Below are 22,445 nucleotides of genomic sequence, written 5' to 3' on the forward strand. Positions count from 1 at the left end.
TAGGCGGGTAAATACAGGAGCCCGCATCCCATGTCTCTGAGCCGCCGATCCTTCCTTGCAAGTTCCGCCGCCGCGCTGTGGCTGCCGCGCGCCGGTCTTGCCGCGAGCCCCGCGATCCTGAGGGCCGCGCCAGTCACAGCACAGATCCTGCCAGAGGGCGACGGCGTGACCGAGATGCTGGGCTACAATGGCTCGACCCCGGGGCCAGAGCTGCGGTATCGGCAAGGCGACACGCTGGACCTGCGCTTTGAGAACGCCATCGGCGACGGCTCGGCGGTGCATTGGCACGGTATCCGTATCGACAACGCCATGGACGGGGTGCCATATCTGACGCAGACGATGGTGGAGGACGGCGAGAGCTTCGACTATCGCTTCAGCCTTCCCGATGCCGGCACCTACTGGTACCATTCCCACAACCGCTCGTGGGAGCAGGTCGCGCGGGGGCTTTACGGCCCGCTGATCATCGAAGAAGCCAACCCGCCCGCGGTCGATCACGACATCACGGTGATCGTGGACGATTGGCGGATTGAGCGGACGGGAGAGATGATCGAGGATTTCGGCTCCCGCCATGATTTCTCCCACGCAGGCCGGCTTGGCAGCTTCGCGCGCATCATCGCCTCGGTCGATCAGGTGCGGCGCGGGGACCGGGTGCGTCTGCGGCTGATAAACACGGCCACCGCGCGCATTTTCCCGCTGGAGCTGTCGGGGATCGAGGGCAAGATCGTCGCGCTGGACGGTATGGGGTTGGCCACGCCTGCACAGATCGGGCGGCTGATGATCGCCCCGGCGCAGCGGGTGGATATCCTTGCGCATGTGACCGACACGATTGCCTTCACCTTCCCGACCCGCGGCGAGCCCTACCCGATGGGCGAGATCAAGGCCGACGGCGACAACCCGACGCCGATCACCGAGCCAATCCCCGCCCTGCCCGCCGCAGATGTGCCGCGCCCCGCCGCCGAGCCAAACCAGACCGCCACCCTGACCCTGCAAGGGGGTGCCATGGGTGGGCGCCACGCGGGCGATGACATCTGGGCGCTCAACGGCATCTCCAATCTTCCGGACGCCCCATGGCGCAGCTTCAAACGCGGCGAAACCGTGCGGCTGAGCCTTGTGAACGAGACCGCCTTCCCGCACGGCATCCACCTGCACGGGCATCATTTCCACGAGGTGCTGGACGACGGCAGCCTCGGCCCGCTGCGCGACACAAGCCTGGTCATGCGCGAACAGCGCCGCGACATCGTCTGCGTCTTCGACAATCCCGGCAAATGGCTGCTGCATTGCCACATGCTGGGCCATCAGGCGGCCGGCATGAAGACCTGGGTCGAGGTTGTGTAGAACGCGTGCAAAGGATCGAGCGCGAAGCTCGCTTTTCGCGGCCTCGTCTCCGATAGGCGCACTCACGCAATGTGAACCAGGAGCCCCTGCCCCATGATCCCCTTTCTAAGCCTGTTGGCGCTGATCGCAGCGGTGGCCTTTGGCTGGGAATGGCGGCGTCGGAGGCGTCGCAAGGCTTTGCTGGAAAGCCGCCTGTCCCCTGCGGAGCGCGCGCGGGTGGCAGAACTTGTGCCGATCATTGCGCGCCTGCCTGCGGCGCTCAACGGTCCGCTTGAGGGCAAGATGCGGCTGTTTTTGCATCAGACGCGTATGATTGGTTGCGACGGGCTGGAAGTGACCGATGATATGCGCCTATCCATCGCGGCGCAGGCCTGTTTGCTGATCGTCAACACAGAGGCTTGGTATAGCAGCCTGCGCACGATCCTTATTTATCCCTCGGCGTTCAAGGCGCGCGACGAGAGCGAGGATGGCCTGGTCGTGCATGAGGAGCAGGTTCGGCTGGGCGAAAGCTGGGCCAGTGGCCCGGTGGTTTTGTCCTGGTCACACGCGGAGCAAGGCGCGATCGATGATGTGGATGGGCACAACGTGGTGCTGCACGAATTTGCCCATCAGCTTGATGCCCTGTCAGGCAAGGCAAACGGTATTCCGGTGCTGGGCAGCTCGCGGCAGATGCTAAAATGGGCGTCCGTGTTCTCCCGCGCCTATGAGGAACACCGCCAAGGGGTTATGCTGGACCGCGGATCCGTTCTGGACCCTTACGGCGCAGAGAATTACGCCGAATTCTTCGCCGTGACGATCGAAGTGTTCTTCGAAAAACCCGCGCGGCTGAAAGAAGAACTGCCCGAAGTGTACGGGCAGGTCTCCCAGCTTTTGAACCTTGATCCGGCCGGCTGGTGAGCCTTTAGCGATAGAGCAGCGACTTGCCGTCGGCGAAGAGATGCACCTTGGCCGGATCGGCGGTCATATGCATCGTCTTGCCGCGCACGTCGGTGTGGATACCGGCGAGTTTGGCGATGACGGGATCGTTTTCCGGGGCGCTCTTCTTGAAGTAAAGCTGGGTGACCTCGCCAAGCGCCTCGAGGATCTCGACCGTGCCCGCATAGGCATAGTTCTCGCCATCGGTGGCGACCATGTCCTCGGGGCGGATGCCGACATTGACCTTCAGGCCCACATCCGCGTCAGTCGTGGGGATGTTGGCGGTGATCGTGCCTTTGCCCTCCGGCAGCGCGACGGAGGTGACAGGACCCGTGCCCGTCACCTCGCCCGCAAGCAAGTTCATGGCTGGGGAGCCGATGAACTGGGCCACGAACTCGTTTTCCGGCTTCTCGTACAGCTCCAGCGGGGAGCCGACCTGCGCGATGCCCTTGTTGGCGAGCACCACGATGCGCGAGGCGAGCGTCATCGCCTCGACCTGATCGTGGGTCACGTAGATCATCGTGGAGTTCGGCATGCTCTCCTTGAGCTGCGCGATTTCGATCCGGGTGGCGACCCGCAGGGACGCGTCAAGGTTCGAGAGCGGCTCGTCGAAAAGATACACCTTCGGGTCGCGCACAATCGAGCGGCCGATGGCCACCCGCTGGCGCTGACCGCCCGACAGCGCCTTGGGCAGGCGGTCGAGATATTGATCGAGCTGCAGGACCTTGGCGGCGCGGGCGACGGCCTCATCGATCTCGGACTGGCTCTTCTTGGCGAGCTTCAGCGCGAAGGCCATGTTGTCCCGCACGGTCATATGCGGGTAGAGCGCGTAGCTTTGGAACACCATGGCGATGCCGCGCTGCGCGGGGGGCACATCGTTCATCACCTCGCCGTCGATCTTCAACTCGCCCGCGGTGATCTTCTCCAGCCCCGCGATCATGCGCAACAGCGTGGACTTGCCGCAGCCCGAGGGGCCGACGAAGACGATCAGCTCGCCGGTCTTGATGTCGAGATCGATGTGTTCGAGAACGGTGACCGCGCCCCCGTAGGTCTTGCCAACATCCGTCAGTTTCAGATCTGCCATAGGTCCGTCCCTCCCTAGTCTTTCTTGAGCGCAAAGCAGGGCTGCCAGGGCCCAAGATGAAGTTTTCCGTCGGGCCCGGGCCCGGTAGAGCCCAACTCGGAGCCGATCGGCAGCCATTTGCCGCCGGGCATGTCGACCGTGGCGGGCTGGTCGCTGAGATTGAAGGCGCAGAAGATCGACTCCGTGCCGTGGCTGCGGGTGAAGCGCAGAACGCTGCCTTCGGCCGCCAGGTCGCTATGGTCGCCCTTCACCAGCGCCGTATGCGCGCGGCGGAAGGCCAGCGCGTTGCGGTAGTGATGCAGCGGGGCCGCCGGGTCGCTTTCCTGCGCGTCGACCGAGCGCATCAGGTGGTCATGGCTGACCGGCAGCCACGGCTGCGCGGCGGAGAAGCCGCCATTTTGGTTGCTGGGCTCCCAGACCATCGGCGTCCGGCAGCCGTCGCGGCCCTTGAATTCCGGCCAGAACTGGATGCCGTAGGGGTCTTGCAGATCCTCGAAGGCCACATCGGCCTCGGGCAGGCCCAGCTCTTCGCCCTGGTACAGGCAGATCGAGCCGCGCAGGGAGATCATCAGCGTGGTGAAGCAACGATGGGCCGCGGGCGTCAGGCCCCAGCGGGTGATGTGGCGCACGACATCGTGGTTCGAAAACGCCCAGCAGGCCCAGCCATCGGGCGCGGCCGCGTCGAGCTTTTGCATCGTGTCCACGACCCGCTCTGCCGTCAGGGTGTTGCCCGAAAGGAACTCGAACGCATAGCACATATGCACCTTGTCATCGCCCGAAGTGTACTCGCCCAGAATCTCGAGCCCGCGCTGCGCATCGCCCACCTCGCCCACCGTGGTGGAGCCGGGGTATTCGTCGAGAAGTGCGCGGAAGCGTTTGAGAAACTCGAGGTTTTCCGGCTGGTTCTTTGAGTAGACATGTTCTTGGTGATTGTAGGGGTTCACCGAGGGCGCGATGGAGGCGTTGCGCTGTTCCTTCGGGAGCGCGGGATTGTCCCGCAGTTCCTTGTCGGCAAAATAGAAGTTGATCGTGTCGAGCCGGAAGCCGTCCACGCCGCGGTCGAGCCAGAACCGCGCCACATCGAGAAGCGCGTTTTGCACGTCCGGGTTGTGGAAGTTCAGATCGGGCTGGGAGCGCAGGAAGTTGTGCAGGAAATACTGCTCGCGCCGCGGCTCCCACGACCACGCCGGGCCGCCGAAGATCGACAGCCAGTTATTGGGCGGCGTGCCATCGGGCTTGGGATCGGACCACACGTACCAGTCGCATTTGTCATTGTCGCGGCTGTGGGCGCATTCCTGAAACCACGGGTGCTGGTCGGAGGTATGCGACAACACCAGATCAATGATCACCTTGATGCCGCGTTCATGGGCCGACGCCACCAGCACGTCGAAATCGCTCAGGTGGCCAAACATCGGGTCCACGTCACAATAGTCGGAGACGTCGTAGCCAAAATCCTTCATGGGCGACATGAAGAAGGGCGAAATCCAGATCGCGTCCACGCCCAGCGTTGCGATGTAGGGCATGCGGGAGACGATCCCCAGCAGATCCCCCACCCCGTCGCCATTGCTGTCCTGAAAGCTGCGCGGGTAGATCTGATAAATCGCCGCACCGCGCCACCAATCGGTGTCCTGCGCCGATTGCGCTTTCAGCTTCGGGTCCATTTTGGTCATCGTGGTCTCTTATTTGACGGAGCCGGCCAACAGGCCGCGCACCAGGTAGCGTTGCATTGTGAAGAAGACGATCAGCGGCACCGCGATCGAAATGAAGGCCGCCGCCGCCAAGATGCCCCAGTCGCCGCCGCGCGAACCCAGAAGGTCGTCGGCGATCTTGACCGTCATCACCCAGCTTTCCGAGTTGGACGGCAGGAAGACCTTGGCCACCAGCAGGTCGTTCCAGGTCCACAGGAACTGGAAGATGGCGAAACTGGCCAGCGCCGGGAAGGACAGCGGCAGCACGATCTTGGTGAAGACCTGAAAATCCGTGGCCCCGTCGACCTTGGCGCTCTCAATAATATCGCGCGGCAGGCCGACCATGTAGTTTCTGAGCAGATATATCGCGAGGGGTAATCCAAAGCCCGTATGGGCCATCCAGATGCCAAGGAAGCTCTGCCCGATGCCCACCTGATTGTGCAGCGTCAGCAGCGGCACCAGCGCCAATTGCAGCGGCACGACCAGCAGGCCCACCACCATGGCGATCAGGAAGCCCCGGCCTTTGAAGTCCATCCACGCGAGCGCATAGGCCGCGAAGGCCGCGATCAGAATCGGGATGATTGTGGCCGGGATCGTCACCGTCAGCGTGTTGATGAAGGCCCGGTCCATATTGTCGGACGCCATGATCGTCTCGTAATTGCCCATCGAGAAGTCGGGCGGGCTTTCGGCCGAGAAGTAGATCGACGGCTCGCGCTTGATCTCGGCGGGCGACGAGTAGACGAAGGAGCCATCAGCCTCGACCAGCAGCGTGCGGTCCCGGCGCAGATCGGCGGTCTCGCCTGCGGCGAATTCCGTGGGCGCTGCGCGGCGCCCGCCGAAGCGGACAACGGTGCCGGAGCCCTCGCCAAAGACATTGCCGGTGATGGTGTTCAGGTCACCATCGACGACGAGGTCATCAAGCGGCGCTTTGACGGAATAGTTCTGCTCCACCGGGAAGGGTGACAGCCACCAGCCAGAGGCGCTGATCTGGTCGCGGTCCCGGAAGCTGGAGACCAGCAGGCCGACGGTCGGGATCAGCCACGCCACCACCAGCAGCACGACCGAGATGTTGACGGCCCATGAGAGTGAGCTTTTGGTTCCTGCAATGTTATCCATTATCTCATCTCCGCGCGGGCTTGGCGTATGTTCCAGATCATGACCGGCAGCACGATGATCATGATTACGAAGGCCACCGCCGTGGCGCGGCCATCATCGCGGAACATGTAACTCATCATGTAGCTGGGCAGGATGTCGGTGCCGAAATTGCCCCCGGTCATCGTGTAGACGATGTCGAAGACCTTAAGCACAAGGATGGTGATCGTGGTCCAGACCACGACTATGGTGCCCATGATCTGCGGCACCTTGATCTTGAAGAACACCTGAAACGGGTTGGCGCCGTCGATGATGGCGGCCTCGATGGTCTCTTCGGGGATGCCGCGCAGGGCGCCCGACAGGATCACCATGGCAAAGCCCGTCTGGATCCACACAAGGATGAACATCAGGAAGAAGTTGTTCCAGAATGGCACCTGCATCGGGTCGAGGCTGGCCATGCCCAGCGTTTCCCGGATGGCGTTGATCATGCCGATGTCTGGGTTGTTGGCGTAGACGAACTTCCAGATCAGCGACGCGCCCACAAACGAGATCGCCATGGGCATGAAGATCAGCGACTTGGCAATGTTGCCCCAGCTGAGCCGGTCTGTCAGCTGCGCCACGAGAAGGCCGAAGAATGTGGAAGCCGCGGGCACGAAAAGCACCCATAGGAAATTGTTCAACAGCGCCGTCTGGAAGCCATCGTCGGAGAACATAACTGCGTAGTTGCCAAAGCCGATGAACTCGTCGCCCGCCCTGTTGTAAAGCGAGCGCCAGAAGGAGCCGACCACCGGGTAGACCAGATATAGGCCAAGAGCCGCAATTGCCGGGAACAAGAACAACCAAGGGCGCAGCATGTTGGCGCGGTTGATGTTATCCCCAAGGGTCAGCCCCGCCTTGGGCAAGCGGCCCCAAGGCGCGAACAAAACCACCAGCGCCACGAGGATCACGAGAAGCCACGCGCCAAGCGCGCCTCCGACCGAGTAGAACAGATAGATGATCGACAAGGCCGGAGTGACCAGCAAGTTCGTCAGCCCCGCAGGCAAGACCGAGCGGAAGATCGCCGCGATCGCCACCGCCATCAACAGCGCGAAGACTGCAATGGCGACGAGGCCAACGAGGCGGCGCGTTTTGACCTGCTCCTGGTTCATCGCACGCGGCGGGAACAGGATCTTGTCGATGAAGAGATTGGAGAAGTAGAAGTAGGCCACGCACCCGCCGACGCCGATGACGATGGTCATGAAGCCTTGAAGCATTGGAGACATGGGGCACGCATCCTTCTTGATATATCATGGGGTGGAGACGGCAGTGCCCCCCGGCACCGGCCTCCGAACCACAGGCCAGTGCAGCCTTGTGGGGGTAGGATACGGCACGAAGGTCATGCCGTATCCCATTGACTTACGTCAGATTTACTGGATTGCGTCCCAGCGTTCCTGGATGCCCGCGGCGACTTCGCCCGCATCCTTGCCGGTGGTGTAATCCACCATGCCTGTCCAGAACGCGCCTGCGCCGATCTCGCCCGGCATCAGATCCGATGCGTCGAAGCGGAACGTCGTGGCATTGAGCAGAATGTCGCCCTGCGCGCGCAGGCTGTCATCGGCATAGGCTTCGGGATTGACGCCGGTATGCGGTGTCAGGAAGCCGCCCTGCGCCATCCACATCTCGTGGGCGATGGGCAGTTTCAGGAACTCGATCATCGCATTGGCCGCGTCAGACGGGTTGGTGATCGCAAACAGCGTCCCTGCCCCCAGAACCGGCTTGCCGAGATCCTTGTCGGCGTAGGCAGGGAAGTAGAAGAAGTCCACGTCTTCGCCCATCTCGGTGCCTTCCGGGAAGAAGGCCGGGATGAAGGACGCCTGACGGTGCATGTAGCACTTGGGCGGGATCGAGAAGAGACCACCGGGGCTGTCGCGGAAGTCGGTGGAGGCCACGGCCTCTGCCCCGCCGTCCACATAGTCGTTATTGCGGGCGAATGCGCCGAACTCTTCGATGGCCGCGATAACTTTCGGGTCGTCGAACTTCATCTCGTTGGAGACCCAGGCGTCATAATCGGCCGGGCTGTTGGTGCGCAGCATCATGTCCTCGACCCAGTCGGTCGCGGGCCAGCCTGTGGCAGCGCCAGATCCCAGACCAATGCACCACGGCGTCTCGCCGTCTTCCACGATCTGATCGGTCAGCGCCTTGAGCTCTTCCATCGTCTCGGGGATGTCATAGCCTGCCTCGTCAAACGCCACGGGCGAATACCAGACCAGCGACTTCACATCGACGCGGTAGAACATGCCGTAGAGATCTTCGTTGCCATCCGCGCCCGCATAGGTGCCCAAATCGACCCAGGACTGACCGGCGGCAAAGTTGTCGCGCACCCAGTCCGCCGTGCCGTCTGGCAGCGGGGTGAGCAGGCCCTGGCTTGCCATGTCAGCGGCCAGACCCGGCTGCGGGAACACGGCCAGGTTCGGCGCGGAGCCGGAGCGCGCGGAGACGACGATGTCGGCCTCGAAGCTGTCAGAGCCGGAATAACTGGCGGAGGCGCCGGTGGCTTGGTTGAAATAGGCGATGATCTTCTCGACCTTCTCCTTTTCATTGCCGGTCCACGGCCCGGTGATCGACAGTTCCTGCCCGGACAGATCATTGGCCTCGGCAAACGCGTTATAGCTGTCCCAGGTGAAGGGGCCGCCATCGGTCCCGAAGGACAGGTGCCCGTCCGCGACCGCCGCAGAGCTCGTCAGAGCCACAATCGCGACGGACGTGTAGAGTCGTTTTGTCATGGTAATCCTCCCAATCTGGCCGCCCGGTCTCATGCCGTGGCAGGCCGTCTCCCTAAAGTGTCACTCGGCGCTCATCAGGTGCGTTAGGAATCACCCGTTCAAAGCGCTTTGGATAGCGGCGACGCTGAAGCAGCGACCCGCGACTGTCAATCATTTCGGTCCTAATTTCCGCTTATGGTATGATATTCCTGACTTTTCTGCAGGTGCGAAGTAAATTTCTGCACTGCTTTTGCGAAAATCACCTTTGACCTCCCCCGGCGCTGTCCATAACAATTGACAGATATTCCAAAGCGGTTTGGAAACATCCAACCGCCCCGCACCATATCCGGAGCGCCATGAACCTGCGCGAATTATCAGAGCTTCTGGGTCTGTCCCAGACTACCGTTAGCCGCGCGCTGAACGGCTATCCGGAGGTCAAGGAAGCCACCCGCGCGCGGGTGATGGAGGCCGCGCGCGCCCATGACTATCGCCCCAATCCGCGCGCCAAGAGCCTCGCCACCGGGCGCACAATGTCCATCGCCCATGTCATTCCGCTGTCCAACCAGCATGAAATGGTAAACGCGGTGTTTGCCGATTTCATCGCGGGCGCGGGCGAAAGTTACGCCGAGCGCGGCTATGACATGCGGCTGAGCGTCGTGGCCGATGCAGACGAGACCGCCGCCTATCGGCGTCTGGCCGAATCCGGCTCCGTCGACGGAGTGATCGTGCACGGACCGACGGTGGACGAACCACGCATCGCGCTGCTGCACGAGCTGGGATTGCCCTTCGTGGTCCATGGCCGCTCAAGCAATTGCAGGACGCCCTATAGCTGGCTCGACGTCAACAATCGCTCCGCCTTCCAGCGCGCGACAGAATTTCTGCTTGATCTTGGTCACACGCGGATCGGGCTCTTGAACGGGATCGAGGCGATGGACTTCGCCATGCGCCGCCGCCTTGGATATACGGGCGCGCTGGAGGCCCGCGGAATCGAGCCCGACCCGCAGATCATGCGCGCCTCCGAGATGACGGAGCCGTTCGGCTTTGAGGCCACCCATCAGATGATGAAGATCGGCGACCCGCCCACGGCCTTCCTCGCCGCCTCCTTCCTTGTGGCACTCGGCATCCGCCGGGCGGTTGAAGAACGCGGCCTAACCATCGGGAAAGACGTCTCAATCATCTGCTTTGACGATGCGCTTTCCTACTTTCCCAATGGCGGACGCACGCCGATTTTCACGGCCACGCGGTCCTCGGTGCGCGAAGCCGGACGCGCGGCTGGACGGATGCTGATCGACAAGATCGAGGCCGACGATCCGACCCTGTTCCCCACCGAGCTGTGGGAGGCGGATCTGGTCGTGGGCAGTTCCACCGGCCCTGCCCCGCACAGCTCCATCTCCGCAAAGGCCCGCCGATGAGCGCCGACATGACGTTCCGCCGCAGCGACTTCCCGGACGGCTTCCTGTTCGCAGCCGCGACCTCATCCTACCAGATCGAGGGCCACGCCCAGGGCGGCGCCGGGCGCACCCATTGGGACGACTTTGCCGCGACGCCGGGCAATGTGGTGCGCGCCGAAAACGGCGATCGCGCCTGTGACCACTACACCCGTTACGAGGAAGATCTGGACCTGATGGCCGCGATGGGCCTTGATGCCTACCGCTTCTCGACCTCTTGGGCGCGCGTGTTGCCAGAAGGGCGCGGCACGCCGAACCCCGAGGGGCTCGACTTCTACGACCGGCTGGTCGACGCGATGCTCGCGCGGGATCTCAAGCCCATGGCGACGCTCTATCACTGGGAGCTGCCCTCGCCGCTGGCCGATCTCGGGGGCTGGCGGAACCCCGACATCTCGCATTGGTTTGCCGACTACACCCGCGTAATCATGGACCGGATCGGTGACCGCATGTTCTCGGTGGCACCAATCAACGAGCCGTGGTGCGTCGGCTGGCTGAGCCATTTTCTGGGCCACCACGCACCGGGCCTGCGCGACATCCGCGCCACCGCCCACGCGATGCACCATGTGATGACCGGGCACGGACGCGCGGTGGAGGTCCTGCGCGATCTGGGCGTGCGCAATGTCGGCGCGGTGTGCAATTTCGAATACGCCCACCCCTCCGATGACAGCCCGGAGGCCGCGCGCGCGGCCGAGCTCTATGACGGCTACTACAACCGCTTTTTCCTGGGCGGCCTGTTCAAGGGCGCCTACCCCGAGGATGTGATGAAGGGGCTGGAGACCCACATGCCAAAAGGCTGGCAGGATGACTTCCCTCTGATCGGGCAAAAGCTCGATTGGCTGGGGCTCAATTATTATACCTGCAAGCGCATCGCCCCCGTGGACGGGCCATGGCCTTCCCACGCAGAGGTCGAAGGCCCCCTGCCCAAAACCCAGATGGAGTGGGAGATTTACCCCGACGGGCTGCACCATTTCCTGACCTGGGTCGACCGTGAGTATACGAAAGGCCTGCCGCTCTATGTGACGGAGAACGGCATGGCGAACCCGGATGTGGTGGGGCAAGACGATGACGCGCGGATCGACTACCTCAATCAGCACATCGCCGCGGCCTTGCGCGCCCTGGACGACGGCGCGCCGCTGAAAGGCTACACATTCTGGTCGCTTCTGGACAATTACGAATGGGCGCTCGGCTACGAGAAACGCTTCGGTCTGGTGCATGTCGACTTCGACACCCTTGAGCGCACGCCAAAAGCATCTTACCACGCCCTTGCCCGCGCGCTGAAAGCCTGATCTGAGCATAATATGACCCGCACCGCTGACACTTGCACATTGGTCGCCGATATCGGTGGCACCAACACCCGCGTCGCCTTGGCCGAAGGCGCGACGCTGCGGACCGACACGGTTACGCGCTACAAGAACACCGACTACCCCGGGCTCGAGACCGTGCTGCGCGCTTTCATCGACGCCCAGGGCGGGCTGGATTGCGCAGGGGCCTGCATCGCGATTGCGGGGCCCGTGAAGGACGGGCGCGGCACAATGACCAATCTCGATTGGGAGATCGACGAGGCGACACTTGCGCGCGCGACCGGGGCCGACACCGCATGCCTTCTGAATGACCTGCAGGCACAGGGCCACGCACTTGGCCATTTGCCCGACGGTGCCGTGACGCCGCTGGTGCGGATCGAAGAGCCCGCCCGCGACCCGAAAGCCACCAAGCTGGTCGTGGGCGTCGGCACGGGGTTCAACGCAGCGCCGGTGTTCGAGACCCCGTGGGGCCGCCACGTCCCGCCGTCCGAGAGCGGCCACGCCAACCTGCCCGTGCGCGCCGAGGACGAGCTGCGCATGATCCGCCACTTTGAGACCTCCCACGGCTTTCCCGCAGTCGAAGACATGCTGTCGGGCCGCGGCTTCGAGCGGGTCTACAGCTTCCTGTCCGCCGAGGCCGGCACCCCGTCAGAGGCGCGCGCGGCAGATATCATGGCGGGGTTCGAGGATGGATCGGACCCGGTCGCGGCCCGCGCGGCCGAGATGTTCGTGCGCATGCTCGGCACCGTGACCGGCAACCTGTGCCTAATCCAGCTGCCCTTCGGCGGCGTGTTCTTTGCGGGCGGCGTGGCGCGCGCCTTCTCCAAGCATTTCGCGACGCTGGGCTTCGCGCAGGCCTTCCGCGACAAGGGCCGGTTCGCGGGCTTCATGGGCAATTTCGAGGTTGGGCTGATCGAGGACGATTATGCCGCCCTCACCGGCTGCGCCACGTATCTCGCCGCAAAAGGCTAGCCGATATCGTCCAAGTAAGTGCGCACCGAACGCGGGTTCGCCTCTCTGGTCGGGCGCGGCGCGCCTTCGGTCAGTTGGAGCTTCGTCTTGCCCACCTGGATCCAGCAATCATATTCCAGCATGTCGTTCAGGATCGCCTCGATCTTGGCGTCCGAGGTGATCCGCGTCAGGTCGACCTTGCCGCCGGATCGGTGGCCGACACCCACCGGCGAGGTCCAAGAGGCCCCCTTGAGAAACTCGTAGTGGTGATAGCCTTTCTTCGGGACCTTGCGCATCTTGTCCATCAGCCGCGCCAACTCCGCGCGGTCCTTGCAGGCCTTGGCAGCCAGCCGCGCGTCATCGCGCTTTTTCTTGGAGCTGAAGAACCAGTGGTGCTTCATGGTCGCGCAGATCTCGATCAATGGACCGCGGCCGTGCATCGTCCTCAGGCGGCCATTGGGAAACCCGTATTGCAATCGCGTCGGCCCGCCGGTCGCGAAGTAGAAGGTCGGCGTGCGCCCCTGCTCATGTGTCGCGAAGCAGAAGTTGCGTGCGCGAAACAGGGTCAAAAGCGAGGTTCGCGTTTTTTCAGGGAGATCATCGAGGCACGCCATTGCTACATCCTTCATCTGGCAAGAGGTCGGTCTTGAGGGCGCGTTTGAGACCACGACACCCGTTGTAGTGGGGTGACGCTTGGGGGCGTGTGATTATTCCCGAAGGGGGCGATTTTTAGTCTGACCCCAAGGCAGAGACTCAGCGAAAAGGGCGGGCGATTCTCGCGCGTGATGGGGTGTGAATCCCGTTTCACACCTTATTCACGGCGACTAAAGCATTGATTTAAAACGGATCAAGGTCCAACGCTTAACGCAGCGTTAACTTTTGTCTTGATCGGTTTGCGGGGAATGGCTCATCGTTTTCCCCATAAGCGGTAACTTCTCCGTTATTTGATGACGTAACTCTACTTACCGCCCGGTGGCGCTGCTTTCGACGAGGATTAGACCTTTGCAGGCCACCGGGCATTGTAGGCTCCGGTTGCGACATGTGCGGTGCCCCCAGCACCCTCCCCAGCATGTCTCGACCAGCGACCCCCACCCCGCGGCTCTCCCCCGCGCGGTGGGGTCCGGGGCTCTCAGGGTCGGTCACCGGCGGAGAAACCATATGACACGACAGATCACCCCCGCGGGCCGCGTGGGGGGCCCTGTTCCCCGCATGCTGTGCGGGGGGCCGGTCCAGTTTTGCTGACCACTCGCTGCCAAGGAGCCCGAGCCCCATGTACCAACACCCCGGCGTCTATATCGAACACGTCCCCTCCAACGCCCTGTCCATCGAGGCGGCCTCGACCTCGGTCACCGCCTTCATCGGCCATGTGCGCAGGGGCACCCCCGTCACCAAAACGGGCGGCAAGCCGACCTTCATCTCGTCGCCCGCGCAATACGCCACGCTGTTTGGCCCCGGTGCGGGCGCGGCCGGGGGTGTAAAGAACCTTGGCGACGCGACCCCCGATGCGTTCGGGCTCGCGATCAACACCTACTTCACCAATGGTGGCACCAAGGCCTATATCGTCCCGCTCGAAGGCTCGGGCGGGGCCGCCGCGACGGCGAAGCTTCCGATCAACAGCGGGGCGGACAAGAAGTTCGTCTCCGTGACCGCCAAGAGCAAGGGCACATGGTCCAACGACCTGATGGTCGAGATGCGCTCGAACAAGGAAGACGAAACCTTCGATATCCTCATCGGAACGTGGAAATTCGGCAATGACGGAACCACCAAGGTGCTCGACCAGGTGATCGAGAGCTTCACCGCCCTGACATGGGTCGGCGACGGGTCCAGCGACGCAGCCAAGCTTAAGGATGCGTTGGAGCGCGCGACCCAGGCCGTCAACAAGGGCTCCGTTCTGATCGACGTGGCCTTCGGCGATGACGTCACGATGCCCTCGTCTGACAAGACGGTCAGCGACTTCCTCGAAAAAGGCGAAGACACCGGCGCCCCGGCGAAAGGGGCCTACACGGAAGCCCTGGGCCGCCTTGAGGATTACCGCGACATCTCGATCATCGTCCTGCCCGACATCACGCCCGACGCGACGGGCAAGACGATCTACCAGGAAGCCATCGGCCACGCCGAGAAGATGCAAAACCGCATGGTTATCATCGACCCCGGCGCGGACGCGATCACGACCCCGAAGGAGGCCAAGGAAGCGGTTTTCACGAACTCTCCCTACGCGGCGCTCTACTATCCGCGGGTCGAGATCGCGAACCCGTATTTCGATGCAGAGCTGACACCGGGCGCGCCGCGCAGCTTCCACATGGGTCCCGCGGCGGTCGCGGCCGGCATGTGGGCGCGGATCGACGCGACGCGCGGGGTCTGGAAGGCCCCTGCCGGTCTCGAGGCCAGCGTGCGCGGCACGTTCGGGCCGGAACGGCTGATCGGCAACGCGGTACAGGACAACCTCAACGAGTGGGGCGTGAACTGCCTGCGCTCGATCACCGGCCCCACCGTCATCTGGGGCGCACGGACCACTGCGACGAAAGCCAAGCCGCAGTATCGCTACGTCTCGGTGCGCCGCACCCAGAACATGATCGGCGAGAGCCTTTACAACGCGCTGCAGGCGGTCGTGTTCGAGCCCAATGACCATAAGCTCTGGGGCGGTCTTCGTGCCTCTGTCGGCAACTTCATGGACGGGCTGCACCGCTCCGGCGCGTTTCAGGGCGAGAAAGCAAGTGACGCGTATTTCGTCAATTGCGGGCTCGGCTCGACCATGACGCAGGGCGATATCGACGCAGGGATCGTGCGGGTCGCGGTGGGCTTCGCGCCGTTGAAACCCGCCGAATTCGTCGTCGTCCAGATCAGCCAGAAGGTCGGGCAGACGGCCTAAGCGCTGGCGCCCCTCCCTTCTGACACCACACTATTTGCAAAGGATATTTTTCCAATGGCAGCTCCACTTTTCCCGGTCAACGCGCATCGCTACGACCCTTACCGTACCTTTAAATTCCAGGTCGTCATCGGAGGCCGCGTGGTCGCGGGCCTGTCGAAGATGGGCGCGCTGAAAAAGACGACCGAGGTCGTCAACTGGCGCGCCGCGGGCGATCCCAGCTACCAGCGCGCCATGCCCGGCGGCACCAAGTTTGAGAACGTCACGCTCGAGCAGGGCCTGTCCCACGATCCGGTGTTTGAAGAATGGGCGAACTCCGTCAACAACGTCGCCGACGGCGATGGCGGCATGAGCCTCGTGAATTTCCGCCGCGACATCGTGATCAACGTGCTGAACCTGCAAGGCACCCCAGCCATCGCCTATGTGCTGCGCCGCGCCTTCGTGACCGAGTATCAGGCCCTGCCGGAATTCGACGCCAACAACATGAACACGGTCGGCATCCAATCCGTCACGCTCGCCTATGAGGGCTTCACCCGCGACCTCGCCGTTGCCGAACCGGCCGAGACGTAAGCCCCTATGTCCGAGCGTGCGCCCCTCACCTTGGCCGTGGCCTTTCCCACGGCCGTGCCACGCCCCCTGACAGGACGCGTGGAGCTTGCCTTGGCAGAGGCCATGCAGGCGCGCACCCGACCCGCTCAGGTCACCGGCGTGATCGAGGCGATGTTTTTCCAGATAGGTGGCCTATCTGTAACGCGTGATTTGGTAACTCGTCTGGCCACCGGCGCGCGCGCATGGCTTCTGGCCCGCGCCGCGCTCACTTTTTTGCCCGGCCCCCGATGGTTTCAGGCGCGCTGCGGCAGCTGCGGCGAAAGCTACGATCTGCGCGTGTCCCTGTCAGAGCTTCCGCGCTCGGATGTGCCCTCGGTCTTCCCCGTGATCGAGGTCGACACATCCCGCGGCCCCCGCCGTTTCGAGGTCCCCAGCGGCGCGGTCGAGGACGCGCTGGCGCACGCGACCCCGGATCAGGCCCTGCGCGTGCTGGCCCGCGAATGCGGGCTGGCCGACACGCGCGCCGAAGATGCGCAGGGCTTCACGACCGCGGATCTGCAGCTGATCGACGCCCAGCTCGACGCTGCCACCCCAGACATTGCCGAGACGATCGAGACCGCCTGCCCCATTTGCGAGGCCGAGACCGCCGCGCGCATCGACCCGCTGAGCTTCGCCTTCCCGTCCGGCTCCACCGTGCTGGGGCAAGTCCACCGGCTCGCCCGCAGCTATCACTGGAGCGAGGACGCCATCCTCGATCTGCCCACCGCCCGGCGCGCCAGCTACGCCCGACTGATCGCAAACGAGGCCCGCCGATGAGCTTGGTGAGACGCCTTTTGTCCCGCGCGGGTCACAGCTCCACCGCCCTCGCCCGGCCCAAGGGCATCGCGCGGATGGAAGAAGAGGCGCAGCCCCTCGCCCGCGCGGAGGAGGAAGAGGCCCAGCCTCTCCGCCGTACCGAGGAGGAGGAGGCGCAGACTATGCGCCGCATGGAGGAGGACGAAGCACAGCCTCTGGCACGAATGGAAGAAGAAGAGGCACAACCGGTGCGCCGCCAAGAAGAGGAAGAAGCGGCACAGCCGCTCGCCCGCATGGAAAAGGAAGATGCCCAGCCCCTGCGTCGCGCGGAAGAGGAAGACGCGCAACCGCTCGCGCGCGTCGAGGAAGAAGAGGCGCAGACTGTGCACCGCACCGAAGACGAGGCGCAACCGTTGGCCCGTATGGAGGAAGAGGAAGCCCAGACCCTGCGCCGTGCGGAAGGCGAAGTGCAGCCCGTCGCGCGGATGGAGGAAGAAAAGGCCCAGCCCCTGCGCCGCACCGAAGAAGATGAAGCGCAGCCGCTGGCCCGCATGGAAGAAGACGCACAACCGCTGTCGCGAATGTCGCCGCCTAGCGCGATGGATTTGACGGCCGAGAATAGCCCGAAACCGGCGGAATTGTCGGCCATGGATGACCAGCCTCCCGCGATGACCTTGCGTCGCGAAGCTGCCCCCGCGGCCTCTGTCGCGTCGCCTGTCACCCCGGTGGCGGCAGTCACAGACACGGCGCCCTTTTCGGGCGATGCAACCGACGGGCACAGCCACGATGCCCCGTTCGACGCCCCCAGCCTCGCGCCGGACATGCCCAAGATGCAGGACAGGTTCGCCCCGGCCCCGCCGTCCGAAACCACACCGAAAGTCGTAATTGAACAGGTCGATGTCGTCGTCCAGGAACCCTCGCGCGCAGCCGCGGCACCAACAGGCCAGGACTTCTCGGCCATGGCGAAACGTCGCTTCCTGGGGGGCTTCTGAGATGGCCCTTGATGCAAGCTCGCTGTCGCTCGCCATGCAAGGCTTCGCCGACCATCTGGCGGCGAATTTCAGCCAAGACGTGACCGTCACCGTGGAAAGCCCCAACGCCGCCTCCGAGCAGGCGAAAGGGTCCGATAAGGCGGTGCTCAATGTCTTTTGCTACCGCATCCTGCCCTCGGGCATTCATCCCGAATTTGGCCAGAACGAGCCGACCTTCATTCGGGCACAGGTCCTGCTGACGGCGTTCTCGGACGCGTCCGATGCGAGTGTGAAGGACAAGGACCTGCGTGTGCTCGGCCATGCGGTGCGGGTGCTGCAATCCCAGCCGGTCATCCCGGTTGTGCTGCCCGGCGGCACGCCGGCCCCTGAGGCCACCGAGTATCGTCTGCAGGCCGTGCTACAGGCCCCGGAGATGGAAGAGATGAACCACATCTGGTCCATTCAGGGCGGCGATTTGGCCTATCGCTTGTCCGCGGCCTACGAATTGGCGCTGATCCCGATCGAGCCGCTCACCTACCTGCCGCCGCCCACGCCAGTGGAAGCTGTCATTCTCGACCTAGGAGCCGACGCCGTCGTCGATGACGAGATCGGGCAGACACCGCTGGCCATCACGGCCGCCGATGCCAAGGTTAATTGGTTACCGTTTACGATGATTAATACCGGCGACGTGCTTGTTTCTGAACTTGCGGTCGCTTCGGGCACGGATCGCATTTCTCTCGCCGTCGCTGGGCCAGAGAACGAGCCGGTTCGCATCACCGTCGCGTGGAGCCGCACCGATGGCTCCGAAGACACCCAATCCGCGCAAGACTTCGAGATCAAGTCCACAGCCCTCACCCCGGAAACGCCGACCGCAAGCGTCACGCTCGACAATGCCGCCTCCGGCGACACCGCCACAATCATCACCCGCCCACGCGGCGACGACCTGCCGGCCGGGAACACCGTAAGGGTCATCGTGACATGAATATTGAAACGCAACCCCCTGAAAATAATGATATCGTGGCCTCTGCCATGGATCTGGAATGGGCGCGCCTGCACGACATGCTGAGCCTGTCAGAGGCTTTGCGGACCGGAGCCCAGCTCGACGACCAATTCGCACAGCGCTTCGCCGCACTGTCGGAGACCGTCAGCGATGCGCGCACGGCAGGCAGTTGGAAGGGCCTGTCCGTGATGATCCCGAAAGAGGTATTGGATCAGCTCACGCCTATGGATCTGGATCTGATGGTCTTGGCCTTAGCTCCCGTGGCCCGTCCCGCCTTCGCGCCGCGCTTGCAATCGCTGCAACCGCAGATCGCGCAACCCTGGCCCGGGCTTGCATTGGTGCAAGAGCTCTTGATGTTGGAGAGCAGCGAAGAGATTGCCGATTTGATCGAAAAGTTAACGCCGACAGCACCCTTGGTGCGTTCGGGTTTGCTGAAGGTCGAAGGCAACACGCCTTTGCAAACCCTGCGTCCGGGACCGATCCTGATCCGTCTGATGCTGGGGCGCGATCCGGAACTCGCGCCACCTCCCGGCGCATCGCTCGCCACCATGCGCGGACGCTGGGACCAGCTCGTTCTGCCAGAACCCACCCTGCGCCAACTGCGCGAATTCGGTGCTTGGGTCGAACACCGCCACGCCATGACCCGTGACTGGGGCGCACGCGCCGTGCACGGGCCATTGGCCTTGTTTTCAGGCGCATCGGGAACCGGGAAAAGCTTCGCAGCGACCGTTCTCGCCACCGAGTTGGGCGAACGCACCGGCGCGCCTTGGGCGCTCTACTCGCTCGACCTCGGCCGTATCATGTCAAAATATGTGGGCGAGACAGAGCAGAATCTGAATGCTCTGCTGGACAGTCTGGAGGGGCGCAACGCAATCCTGCAGATCGACGAGGCAGACGGCCTTCTGGGCAAACGTGGGGAGGTTACGGACGCGCGCGACCGCTACGCCAACCTGGAAGTCAGCCACATGTTGGCCCGGTTTGAGCGCCATTCCGGCCCCGTGATATTAACCACAAACCTGCGCGCCAATGTGGATTCAGCTTTCTTAAGACGATTCCAACTGGTCGTGGATTTCCCGACACCCGACGTGCAGGCCCGTTCTGCGCTTTGGAAAGTGCTTCTTCCCCCCGACGCACCGATCGCGAAACGCGTTGATCTGGACAAAATCGGCGACGCTGTGCGGCTGTCCGGCGGCGCGATCGCGAATGCGGCGACCTATGCTGCGGTCCTGGCATATGCCGATCAAGGCAAGGTCGACCTTCCCCACTTGGCGCGCGCAATTTGGGCTGAACTAACCAAAGATGCCCGCCAAGTCAGGCCATCTGAGATTGGATTTCTATCGGAATTTCTTGAGGTTGCAGCATGAAAGTAAAGCGCCTCAAAGTTGTGCTTCCCGCCCCTATGGCCGCGACGTCGACACACGATGCGCGCGCGATTGCTGAAGCTGTGGGCAAGGCGATTGGTCAGGGCGCCACGCCTGACGGCCCGATCAAAACTGATAGCCACGGACAACGCGGCACGGTTCTTGCGGGCCAAGTCGCAGCCGGGCTGAAGGGAGGCAAGCATGGCCGTTGAAACCCGTGGAATGCTGTTTGAATACGGATTAACCATCCCGCCGCTTGCGTTAATCTTTAAGTTCAACCCGCAGGAAATCAGCCGCTCGCGCACGGTCACGGTCAAGACAGGCGACGCCCCGGGATCACGCGGCGGCTATGATTTTCTGAGCCCGCTTGAGACATCTCGCGTTGCGCAAGGCGTAGAAATGCAAGCCGAAAGCTTCTCGGTCACGATCCTTTTGGATGCCACCGACGACTTGAACGAAGGCAAGGCGATCGCAAAGACGTTCGGGGTTCAGCCGCAAATCGACACGTTGCGCTCGATGGCGGAGCCGAAAGCGCAAGGTCCCGGCGGCGTCAAGGTTCTGGCCTCGCTTGGCCTGTCCGGCAGCCGCGCGTTCGAGCGGGAAGAAACCGCGTCTGTGCTGATCTTTGCCTGGGGGATGCAGCTTTTGCCGGTCTTTCTGACCGGTGTCACTCAGAAAGAGACGTTTCATTTGCCAAACCTGATGCCCTATCGCGCCGAGATGGGGTTAACCATGCAGGTGATCGAAAGTGCCAACCCCTTCTTTTTGGCCGACAAAGTGCGCCAGACGATCGGAACCGGGCTTAACCTTGTCAGCGGCGCGGGGGGCTAGAGCATGGCGTTTTTCAAGGGTAGCTACTACGAGACAACCGCGCTTTTCGAGCCACCCGAGGACGGAACGAAGGGGTTCCGCGGACTGCGCGGGCGCGCCATTGCCAATCCGGAGGCGGTGCTGGAACACTCCGTCACGATTGGCGACCGGCTCGACCAAATGGCGCAAAATTACTACGCGAATCCAAGGGATTGGCGGCGTCTCGCGGATTGCAACGCGCAAGTGATGTTCCCCGAGGATCTGGTCTATGCCGACGATCCGCATCCCGAAAAACCCGAAATCGCAGCTGAAGATACGGGCCGTACGCTTCTGGTCCCGCGCAGACGTGAGGTGCGGTGATGGGCGTTTTGGATCAATTGCTCGACCCCGGGTTTCGGCAGGCGGCATCGGTCGAAGTTCTCGTGGGCGACGCCAAAAAGGATATCGGGACGCTCTCGGACCTTGTCTCAAGCATCGAAGTCAGCGCGTCACGGACCGAAGCCAGCGCCGCCACGTTAACCATCGATGACCGCCGCGACACCAACGGCGATTTCATGGCCGCAGATTCTGGCCTGTTCGCGCGGTGGGAGAAGATCATCATCAATGCCGATTTCCAAACGCATATCGAGGAAGTTTTCCGCGGCTATATCACTGAATTAAAACCAACTTACCCGCAGAATGGCGGCGAGGCGAAACTGGTCATCGAGTGTCTCGACGACAGCGCCGCCCTGTCACGCGAGCATCAGCGCACGCCGTGGGGGGACGAGACCGCGCCGATGACGGATCGGGCGATCCTCGAAGCTCTGGTCGCGCCGCTGTCGTTAACTGTAATCGCGGGACCGGACGGCGCGAAATCGCGCGGGCTGGTGCAGGACGCCACGGCGATCACCTTCTTGCGCGAGCGCGCCAAGGCCAACGGGTTCGAGCTGATTTTTGACCGGGGCGAGGTCTATTTCGGCCCAAAACGCCTGGAAGCCGACCCGCAGACCAAAATCATGGTCTACGCGGGGGACGCCACGAATTGCCTGAACTTCGCCGTGACGGACGAAGCCAACAAACCCGACATCGTCGCCTGGGAAAAGGCCCCCGCCACCGAGGATGACGAGCCGATCACGGGCGAGGCCTACGCCGATCTGCCGTTGCTCGGCAAGTTCCCAGCCGCCTCCGAAGGCGCCGGGCTTGGCACGCCTGCCATCGCGCGGATCAAGGGCGAAGGCGACGAGACGGTCGACGAAATCGAAGCCCGCGCTCAAGGCATGGTTAACGAGGCAAGCTTTCGCATCAAGGCCAGCGGCGAGCTGGACGGCACGCTGTACGGTCATGTCCTGCGCGCAGGAGCCCCCGTAACGGTTGACGGCGTGGGGTCGCGCAACGGAGGTGTCTACTACGTCGATACGGTAACCCATCAGTTCAACCCGGATGGATATCGTCAACAATTTCAACTCATTCGCAATGCTGTCGGGGAAACCGACGCGGTCGGATCGGCTCCGCTGTCGCCTGTCCTCTCCGCGATCAAGAGCCTGTTCTGAGGAGCCATC

The 22,445-nt window shown here is 63.1% G+C and carries 21 protein-coding genes; 15 read left to right on the forward strand and 6 right to left on the reverse strand.

Annotated features, from left to right (window positions below; translation table 11 throughout):
- The first annotated feature begins 30 nt into the window (after nucleotides 1-30).
- Both C8N43_RS03700 and C8N43_RS03705 read left to right on the forward strand, forming a co-directional pair.
- Nucleotides 31-1,335: a multicopper oxidase family protein gene (locus C8N43_RS03700; RefSeq protein WP_245912896.1), complete on the forward strand. Its 1,305-nt coding sequence runs from the start codon at nucleotides 31-33 to the stop codon at nucleotides 1,333-1,335.
- A gap of 93 nt (nucleotides 1,336-1,428) precedes the next feature.
- The gene (locus C8N43_RS03705) at nucleotides 1,429-2,232 is read left to right on the forward strand and encodes a M90 family metallopeptidase (RefSeq protein WP_107844314.1); all 804 of its coding nucleotides are present in this window, start codon (nucleotides 1,429-1,431) and stop codon (nucleotides 2,230-2,232) included.
- Between the two features lie 4 nt (nucleotides 2,233-2,236).
- Here the strand turns inward: C8N43_RS03705 and C8N43_RS03710 are convergent, their stop codons facing one another.
- From C8N43_RS03710 to C8N43_RS03730, 5 genes are all read right to left on the reverse strand, one after another.
- On the reverse strand, nucleotides 2,237-3,334 hold the full coding sequence (locus tag C8N43_RS03710) for an ABC transporter ATP-binding protein (RefSeq protein ID WP_107844315.1): 1,098 nt from the start codon (nucleotides 3,332-3,334) through the stop codon (nucleotides 2,237-2,239).
- Nucleotides 3,335-3,348: 14 nt separating this feature from the next.
- Nucleotides 3,349-5,004, reverse strand: a complete 1,656-nt coding sequence (locus tag C8N43_RS03715) for an alpha-glucosidase (protein ID WP_211308556.1) — start codon at nucleotides 5,002-5,004, stop codon at nucleotides 3,349-3,351.
- Between the two features lie 9 nt (nucleotides 5,005-5,013).
- Nucleotides 5,014-6,138, reverse strand: coding sequence for a carbohydrate ABC transporter permease (locus C8N43_RS03720; RefSeq protein WP_107844316.1), 1,125 nt, complete (start codon nucleotides 6,136-6,138; stop codon nucleotides 5,014-5,016).
- Nucleotides 6,138-7,376 (reverse strand): carbohydrate ABC transporter permease, encoded by a 1,239-nt coding sequence (locus C8N43_RS03725; protein WP_170114405.1) that lies wholly within the window; start codon nucleotides 7,374-7,376, stop codon nucleotides 6,138-6,140. The genes C8N43_RS03720 and C8N43_RS03725 overlap by 1 nt, the downstream gene beginning before the upstream one ends.
- A 144-nt stretch (nucleotides 7,377-7,520) precedes the next feature.
- Nucleotides 7,521-8,876 carry an ABC transporter substrate-binding protein gene (locus C8N43_RS03730; RefSeq protein ID WP_107844317.1) on the reverse strand — a complete coding sequence of 452 codons (1,356 nt, stop codon included), beginning with the start codon at nucleotides 8,874-8,876 and terminating at the stop codon, nucleotides 7,521-7,523.
- Between the two features lie 335 nt (nucleotides 8,877-9,211).
- On the opposite strand from C8N43_RS03730, the gene C8N43_RS03735 reads away from it, so the two are divergent.
- From C8N43_RS03735 to C8N43_RS03745, 3 genes are read left to right on the forward strand one after another with little or no spacing between them, the layout of a single operon-like run.
- Entirely contained in the window at nucleotides 9,212-10,267 is a 1,056-nt protein-coding gene (locus tag C8N43_RS03735; protein ID WP_107844318.1) for a LacI family DNA-binding transcriptional regulator, read from the forward strand.
- 8 nt (nucleotides 10,268-10,275) lie between these two features.
- Complete coding sequence (locus C8N43_RS03740; RefSeq protein ID WP_107846230.1) at nucleotides 10,276-11,589, forward strand: GH1 family beta-glucosidase; 1,314 nt, start codon at nucleotides 10,276-10,278, stop codon at nucleotides 11,587-11,589.
- Nucleotides 11,590-11,601: 12 nt separating this feature from the next.
- The gene (locus C8N43_RS03745; protein ID WP_107844319.1) at nucleotides 11,602-12,576 is read left to right on the forward strand and encodes a glucokinase; all 975 of its coding nucleotides are present in this window, start codon (nucleotides 11,602-11,604) and stop codon (nucleotides 12,574-12,576) included.
- On the opposite strand, the gene C8N43_RS03750 is transcribed toward C8N43_RS03745, so the two are convergent.
- Nucleotides 12,573-13,184, reverse strand: coding sequence for a hypothetical protein (locus C8N43_RS03750; RefSeq protein WP_158269901.1), 612 nt, complete (start codon nucleotides 13,182-13,184; stop codon nucleotides 12,573-12,575). The two genes, C8N43_RS03745 and C8N43_RS03750, sit on opposite strands and share 4 nt — an antisense overlap.
- A gap of 641 nt (nucleotides 13,185-13,825) precedes the next feature.
- Here C8N43_RS03750 and C8N43_RS03755 point away from each other — a divergent pair.
- The 10 genes from C8N43_RS03755 to C8N43_RS03795 are packed head-to-tail and all read left to right on the forward strand — an operon-like array spanning nucleotide 13,826 to nucleotide 22,436.
- Complete coding sequence (locus C8N43_RS03755; protein ID WP_107844321.1) at nucleotides 13,826-15,424, forward strand: phage tail sheath family protein; 1,599 nt, start codon at nucleotides 13,826-13,828, stop codon at nucleotides 15,422-15,424.
- A 54-nt stretch (nucleotides 15,425-15,478) separates the two neighbouring features.
- On the forward strand, nucleotides 15,479-15,991 hold the full coding sequence (locus tag C8N43_RS03760; RefSeq protein ID WP_107844322.1) for a phage tail protein: 513 nt from the start codon (nucleotides 15,479-15,481) through the stop codon (nucleotides 15,989-15,991).
- Nucleotides 15,992-15,997: 6 nt separating this feature from the next.
- A complete protein-coding gene (locus C8N43_RS03765) occupies nucleotides 15,998-16,786 on the forward strand; it encodes a hypothetical protein (protein ID WP_107844323.1) in 789 nt (262 codons plus the stop codon).
- Entirely contained in the window at nucleotides 16,783-17,757 is a 975-nt protein-coding gene (locus C8N43_RS03770) for a hypothetical protein (protein ID WP_107844324.1), read from the forward strand. Before C8N43_RS03765 ends, C8N43_RS03770 begins: the two co-directional genes overlap by 4 nt.
- A gap of 1 nt (nucleotide 17,758) precedes the next feature.
- Nucleotides 17,759-18,718 carry a Pvc16 family protein gene (locus C8N43_RS03775; protein WP_158269902.1) on the forward strand — a complete coding sequence of 320 codons (960 nt, stop codon included), beginning with the start codon at nucleotides 17,759-17,761 and terminating at the stop codon, nucleotides 18,716-18,718.
- Complete coding sequence (locus tag C8N43_RS03780; protein WP_107844326.1) at nucleotides 18,715-20,100, forward strand: ATP-binding protein; 1,386 nt, start codon at nucleotides 18,715-18,717, stop codon at nucleotides 20,098-20,100. Before C8N43_RS03775 ends, C8N43_RS03780 begins: the two co-directional genes overlap by 4 nt.
- A complete protein-coding gene (locus tag C8N43_RS19420) occupies nucleotides 20,097-20,309 on the forward strand; it encodes a hypothetical protein (RefSeq protein ID WP_146174153.1) in 213 nt (70 codons plus the stop codon). Before C8N43_RS03780 ends, C8N43_RS19420 begins: the two co-directional genes overlap by 4 nt.
- Nucleotides 20,299-20,928: a hypothetical protein gene (locus C8N43_RS03785; RefSeq protein WP_107844327.1), complete on the forward strand. Its 630-nt coding sequence runs from the start codon at nucleotides 20,299-20,301 to the stop codon at nucleotides 20,926-20,928. Before C8N43_RS19420 ends, C8N43_RS03785 begins: the two co-directional genes overlap by 11 nt.
- A 3-nt stretch (nucleotides 20,929-20,931) precedes the next feature.
- Nucleotides 20,932-21,267, forward strand: a complete 336-nt coding sequence (locus tag C8N43_RS03790; protein WP_107844328.1) for a hypothetical protein — start codon at nucleotides 20,932-20,934, stop codon at nucleotides 21,265-21,267.
- On the forward strand, nucleotides 21,267-22,436 hold the full coding sequence (locus C8N43_RS03795) for a phage late control D family protein (RefSeq protein WP_107844329.1): 1,170 nt from the start codon (nucleotides 21,267-21,269) through the stop codon (nucleotides 22,434-22,436). Before C8N43_RS03790 ends, C8N43_RS03795 begins: the two co-directional genes overlap by 1 nt.
- Nucleotides 22,437-22,445: the final 9 nt, after the last annotated feature.

Source organism: Litoreibacter ponti (assembly GCF_003054285.1).
Lineage (GTDB): Bacteria > Pseudomonadota > Alphaproteobacteria > Rhodobacterales > Rhodobacteraceae > Litoreibacter > Litoreibacter ponti.

What these genes read in the sequence shown, in the direction of transcription:
- C8N43_RS03700 (WP_245912896.1), top strand. Translation starts at nt 31, where the DNA reads ATGTCTCTGAGCCGCCGATCCTTCCTTGCAAGTTCCGCCGCCGCGCTG.
- C8N43_RS03705 (WP_107844314.1), top strand. Translation starts at nt 1,429, where the DNA reads ATGATCCCCTTTCTAAGCCTGTTGGCGCTGATCGCAGCGGTGGCCTTT.
- C8N43_RS03735 (WP_107844318.1), top strand. Translation starts at nt 9,212, where the DNA reads ATGAACCTGCGCGAATTATCAGAGCTTCTGGGTCTGTCCCAGACTACC.
- C8N43_RS03715 (WP_211308556.1), bottom strand. Translation starts at nt 5,004, where the DNA reads ATGACCAAAATGGACCCGAAGCTGAAAGCGCAATCGGCGCAGGACACC.
- C8N43_RS03730 (WP_107844317.1), bottom strand. Translation starts at nt 8,876, where the DNA reads ATGACAAAACGACTCTACACGTCCGTCGCGATTGTGGCTCTGACGAGC.
- C8N43_RS03790 (WP_107844328.1), top strand. Translation starts at nt 20,932, where the DNA reads ATGGCGTTTTTCAAGGGTAGCTACTACGAGACAACCGCGCTTTTCGAG.
- C8N43_RS03745 (WP_107844319.1), top strand. Translation starts at nt 11,602, where the DNA reads ATGACCCGCACCGCTGACACTTGCACATTGGTCGCCGATATCGGTGGC.
- C8N43_RS03765 (WP_107844323.1), top strand. Translation starts at nt 15,998, where the DNA reads ATGTCCGAGCGTGCGCCCCTCACCTTGGCCGTGGCCTTTCCCACGGCC.
- C8N43_RS19420 (WP_146174153.1), top strand. Translation starts at nt 20,097, where the DNA reads ATGAAAGTAAAGCGCCTCAAAGTTGTGCTTCCCGCCCCTATGGCCGCG.
- C8N43_RS03785 (WP_107844327.1), top strand. Translation starts at nt 20,299, where the DNA reads ATGGCCGTTGAAACCCGTGGAATGCTGTTTGAATACGGATTAACCATC.
- C8N43_RS03710 (WP_107844315.1), bottom strand. Translation starts at nt 3,334, where the DNA reads ATGGCAGATCTGAAACTGACGGATGTTGGCAAGACCTACGGGGGCGCG.
- C8N43_RS03780 (WP_107844326.1), top strand. Translation starts at nt 18,715, where the DNA reads ATGAATATTGAAACGCAACCCCCTGAAAATAATGATATCGTGGCCTCT.
- C8N43_RS03760 (WP_107844322.1), top strand. Translation starts at nt 15,479, where the DNA reads ATGGCAGCTCCACTTTTCCCGGTCAACGCGCATCGCTACGACCCTTAC.
- C8N43_RS03755 (WP_107844321.1), top strand. Translation starts at nt 13,826, where the DNA reads ATGTACCAACACCCCGGCGTCTATATCGAACACGTCCCCTCCAACGCC.
- C8N43_RS03750 (WP_158269901.1), bottom strand. Translation starts at nt 13,184, where the DNA reads ATGAAGGATGTAGCAATGGCGTGCCTCGATGATCTCCCTGAAAAAACG.
- C8N43_RS03775 (WP_158269902.1), top strand. Translation starts at nt 17,759, where the DNA reads ATGGCCCTTGATGCAAGCTCGCTGTCGCTCGCCATGCAAGGCTTCGCC.
- C8N43_RS03795 (WP_107844329.1), top strand. Translation starts at nt 21,267, where the DNA reads ATGGGCGTTTTGGATCAATTGCTCGACCCCGGGTTTCGGCAGGCGGCA.
- C8N43_RS03725 (WP_170114405.1), bottom strand. Translation starts at nt 7,376, where the DNA reads ATGTCTCCAATGCTTCAAGGCTTCATGACCATCGTCATCGGCGTCGGC.
- C8N43_RS03740 (WP_107846230.1), top strand. Translation starts at nt 10,276, where the DNA reads ATGACGTTCCGCCGCAGCGACTTCCCGGACGGCTTCCTGTTCGCAGCC.
- C8N43_RS03720 (WP_107844316.1), bottom strand. Translation starts at nt 6,138, where the DNA reads ATGGATAACATTGCAGGAACCAAAAGCTCACTCTCATGGGCCGTCAAC.
- C8N43_RS03770 (WP_107844324.1), top strand. Translation starts at nt 16,783, where the DNA reads ATGAGCTTGGTGAGACGCCTTTTGTCCCGCGCGGGTCACAGCTCCACC.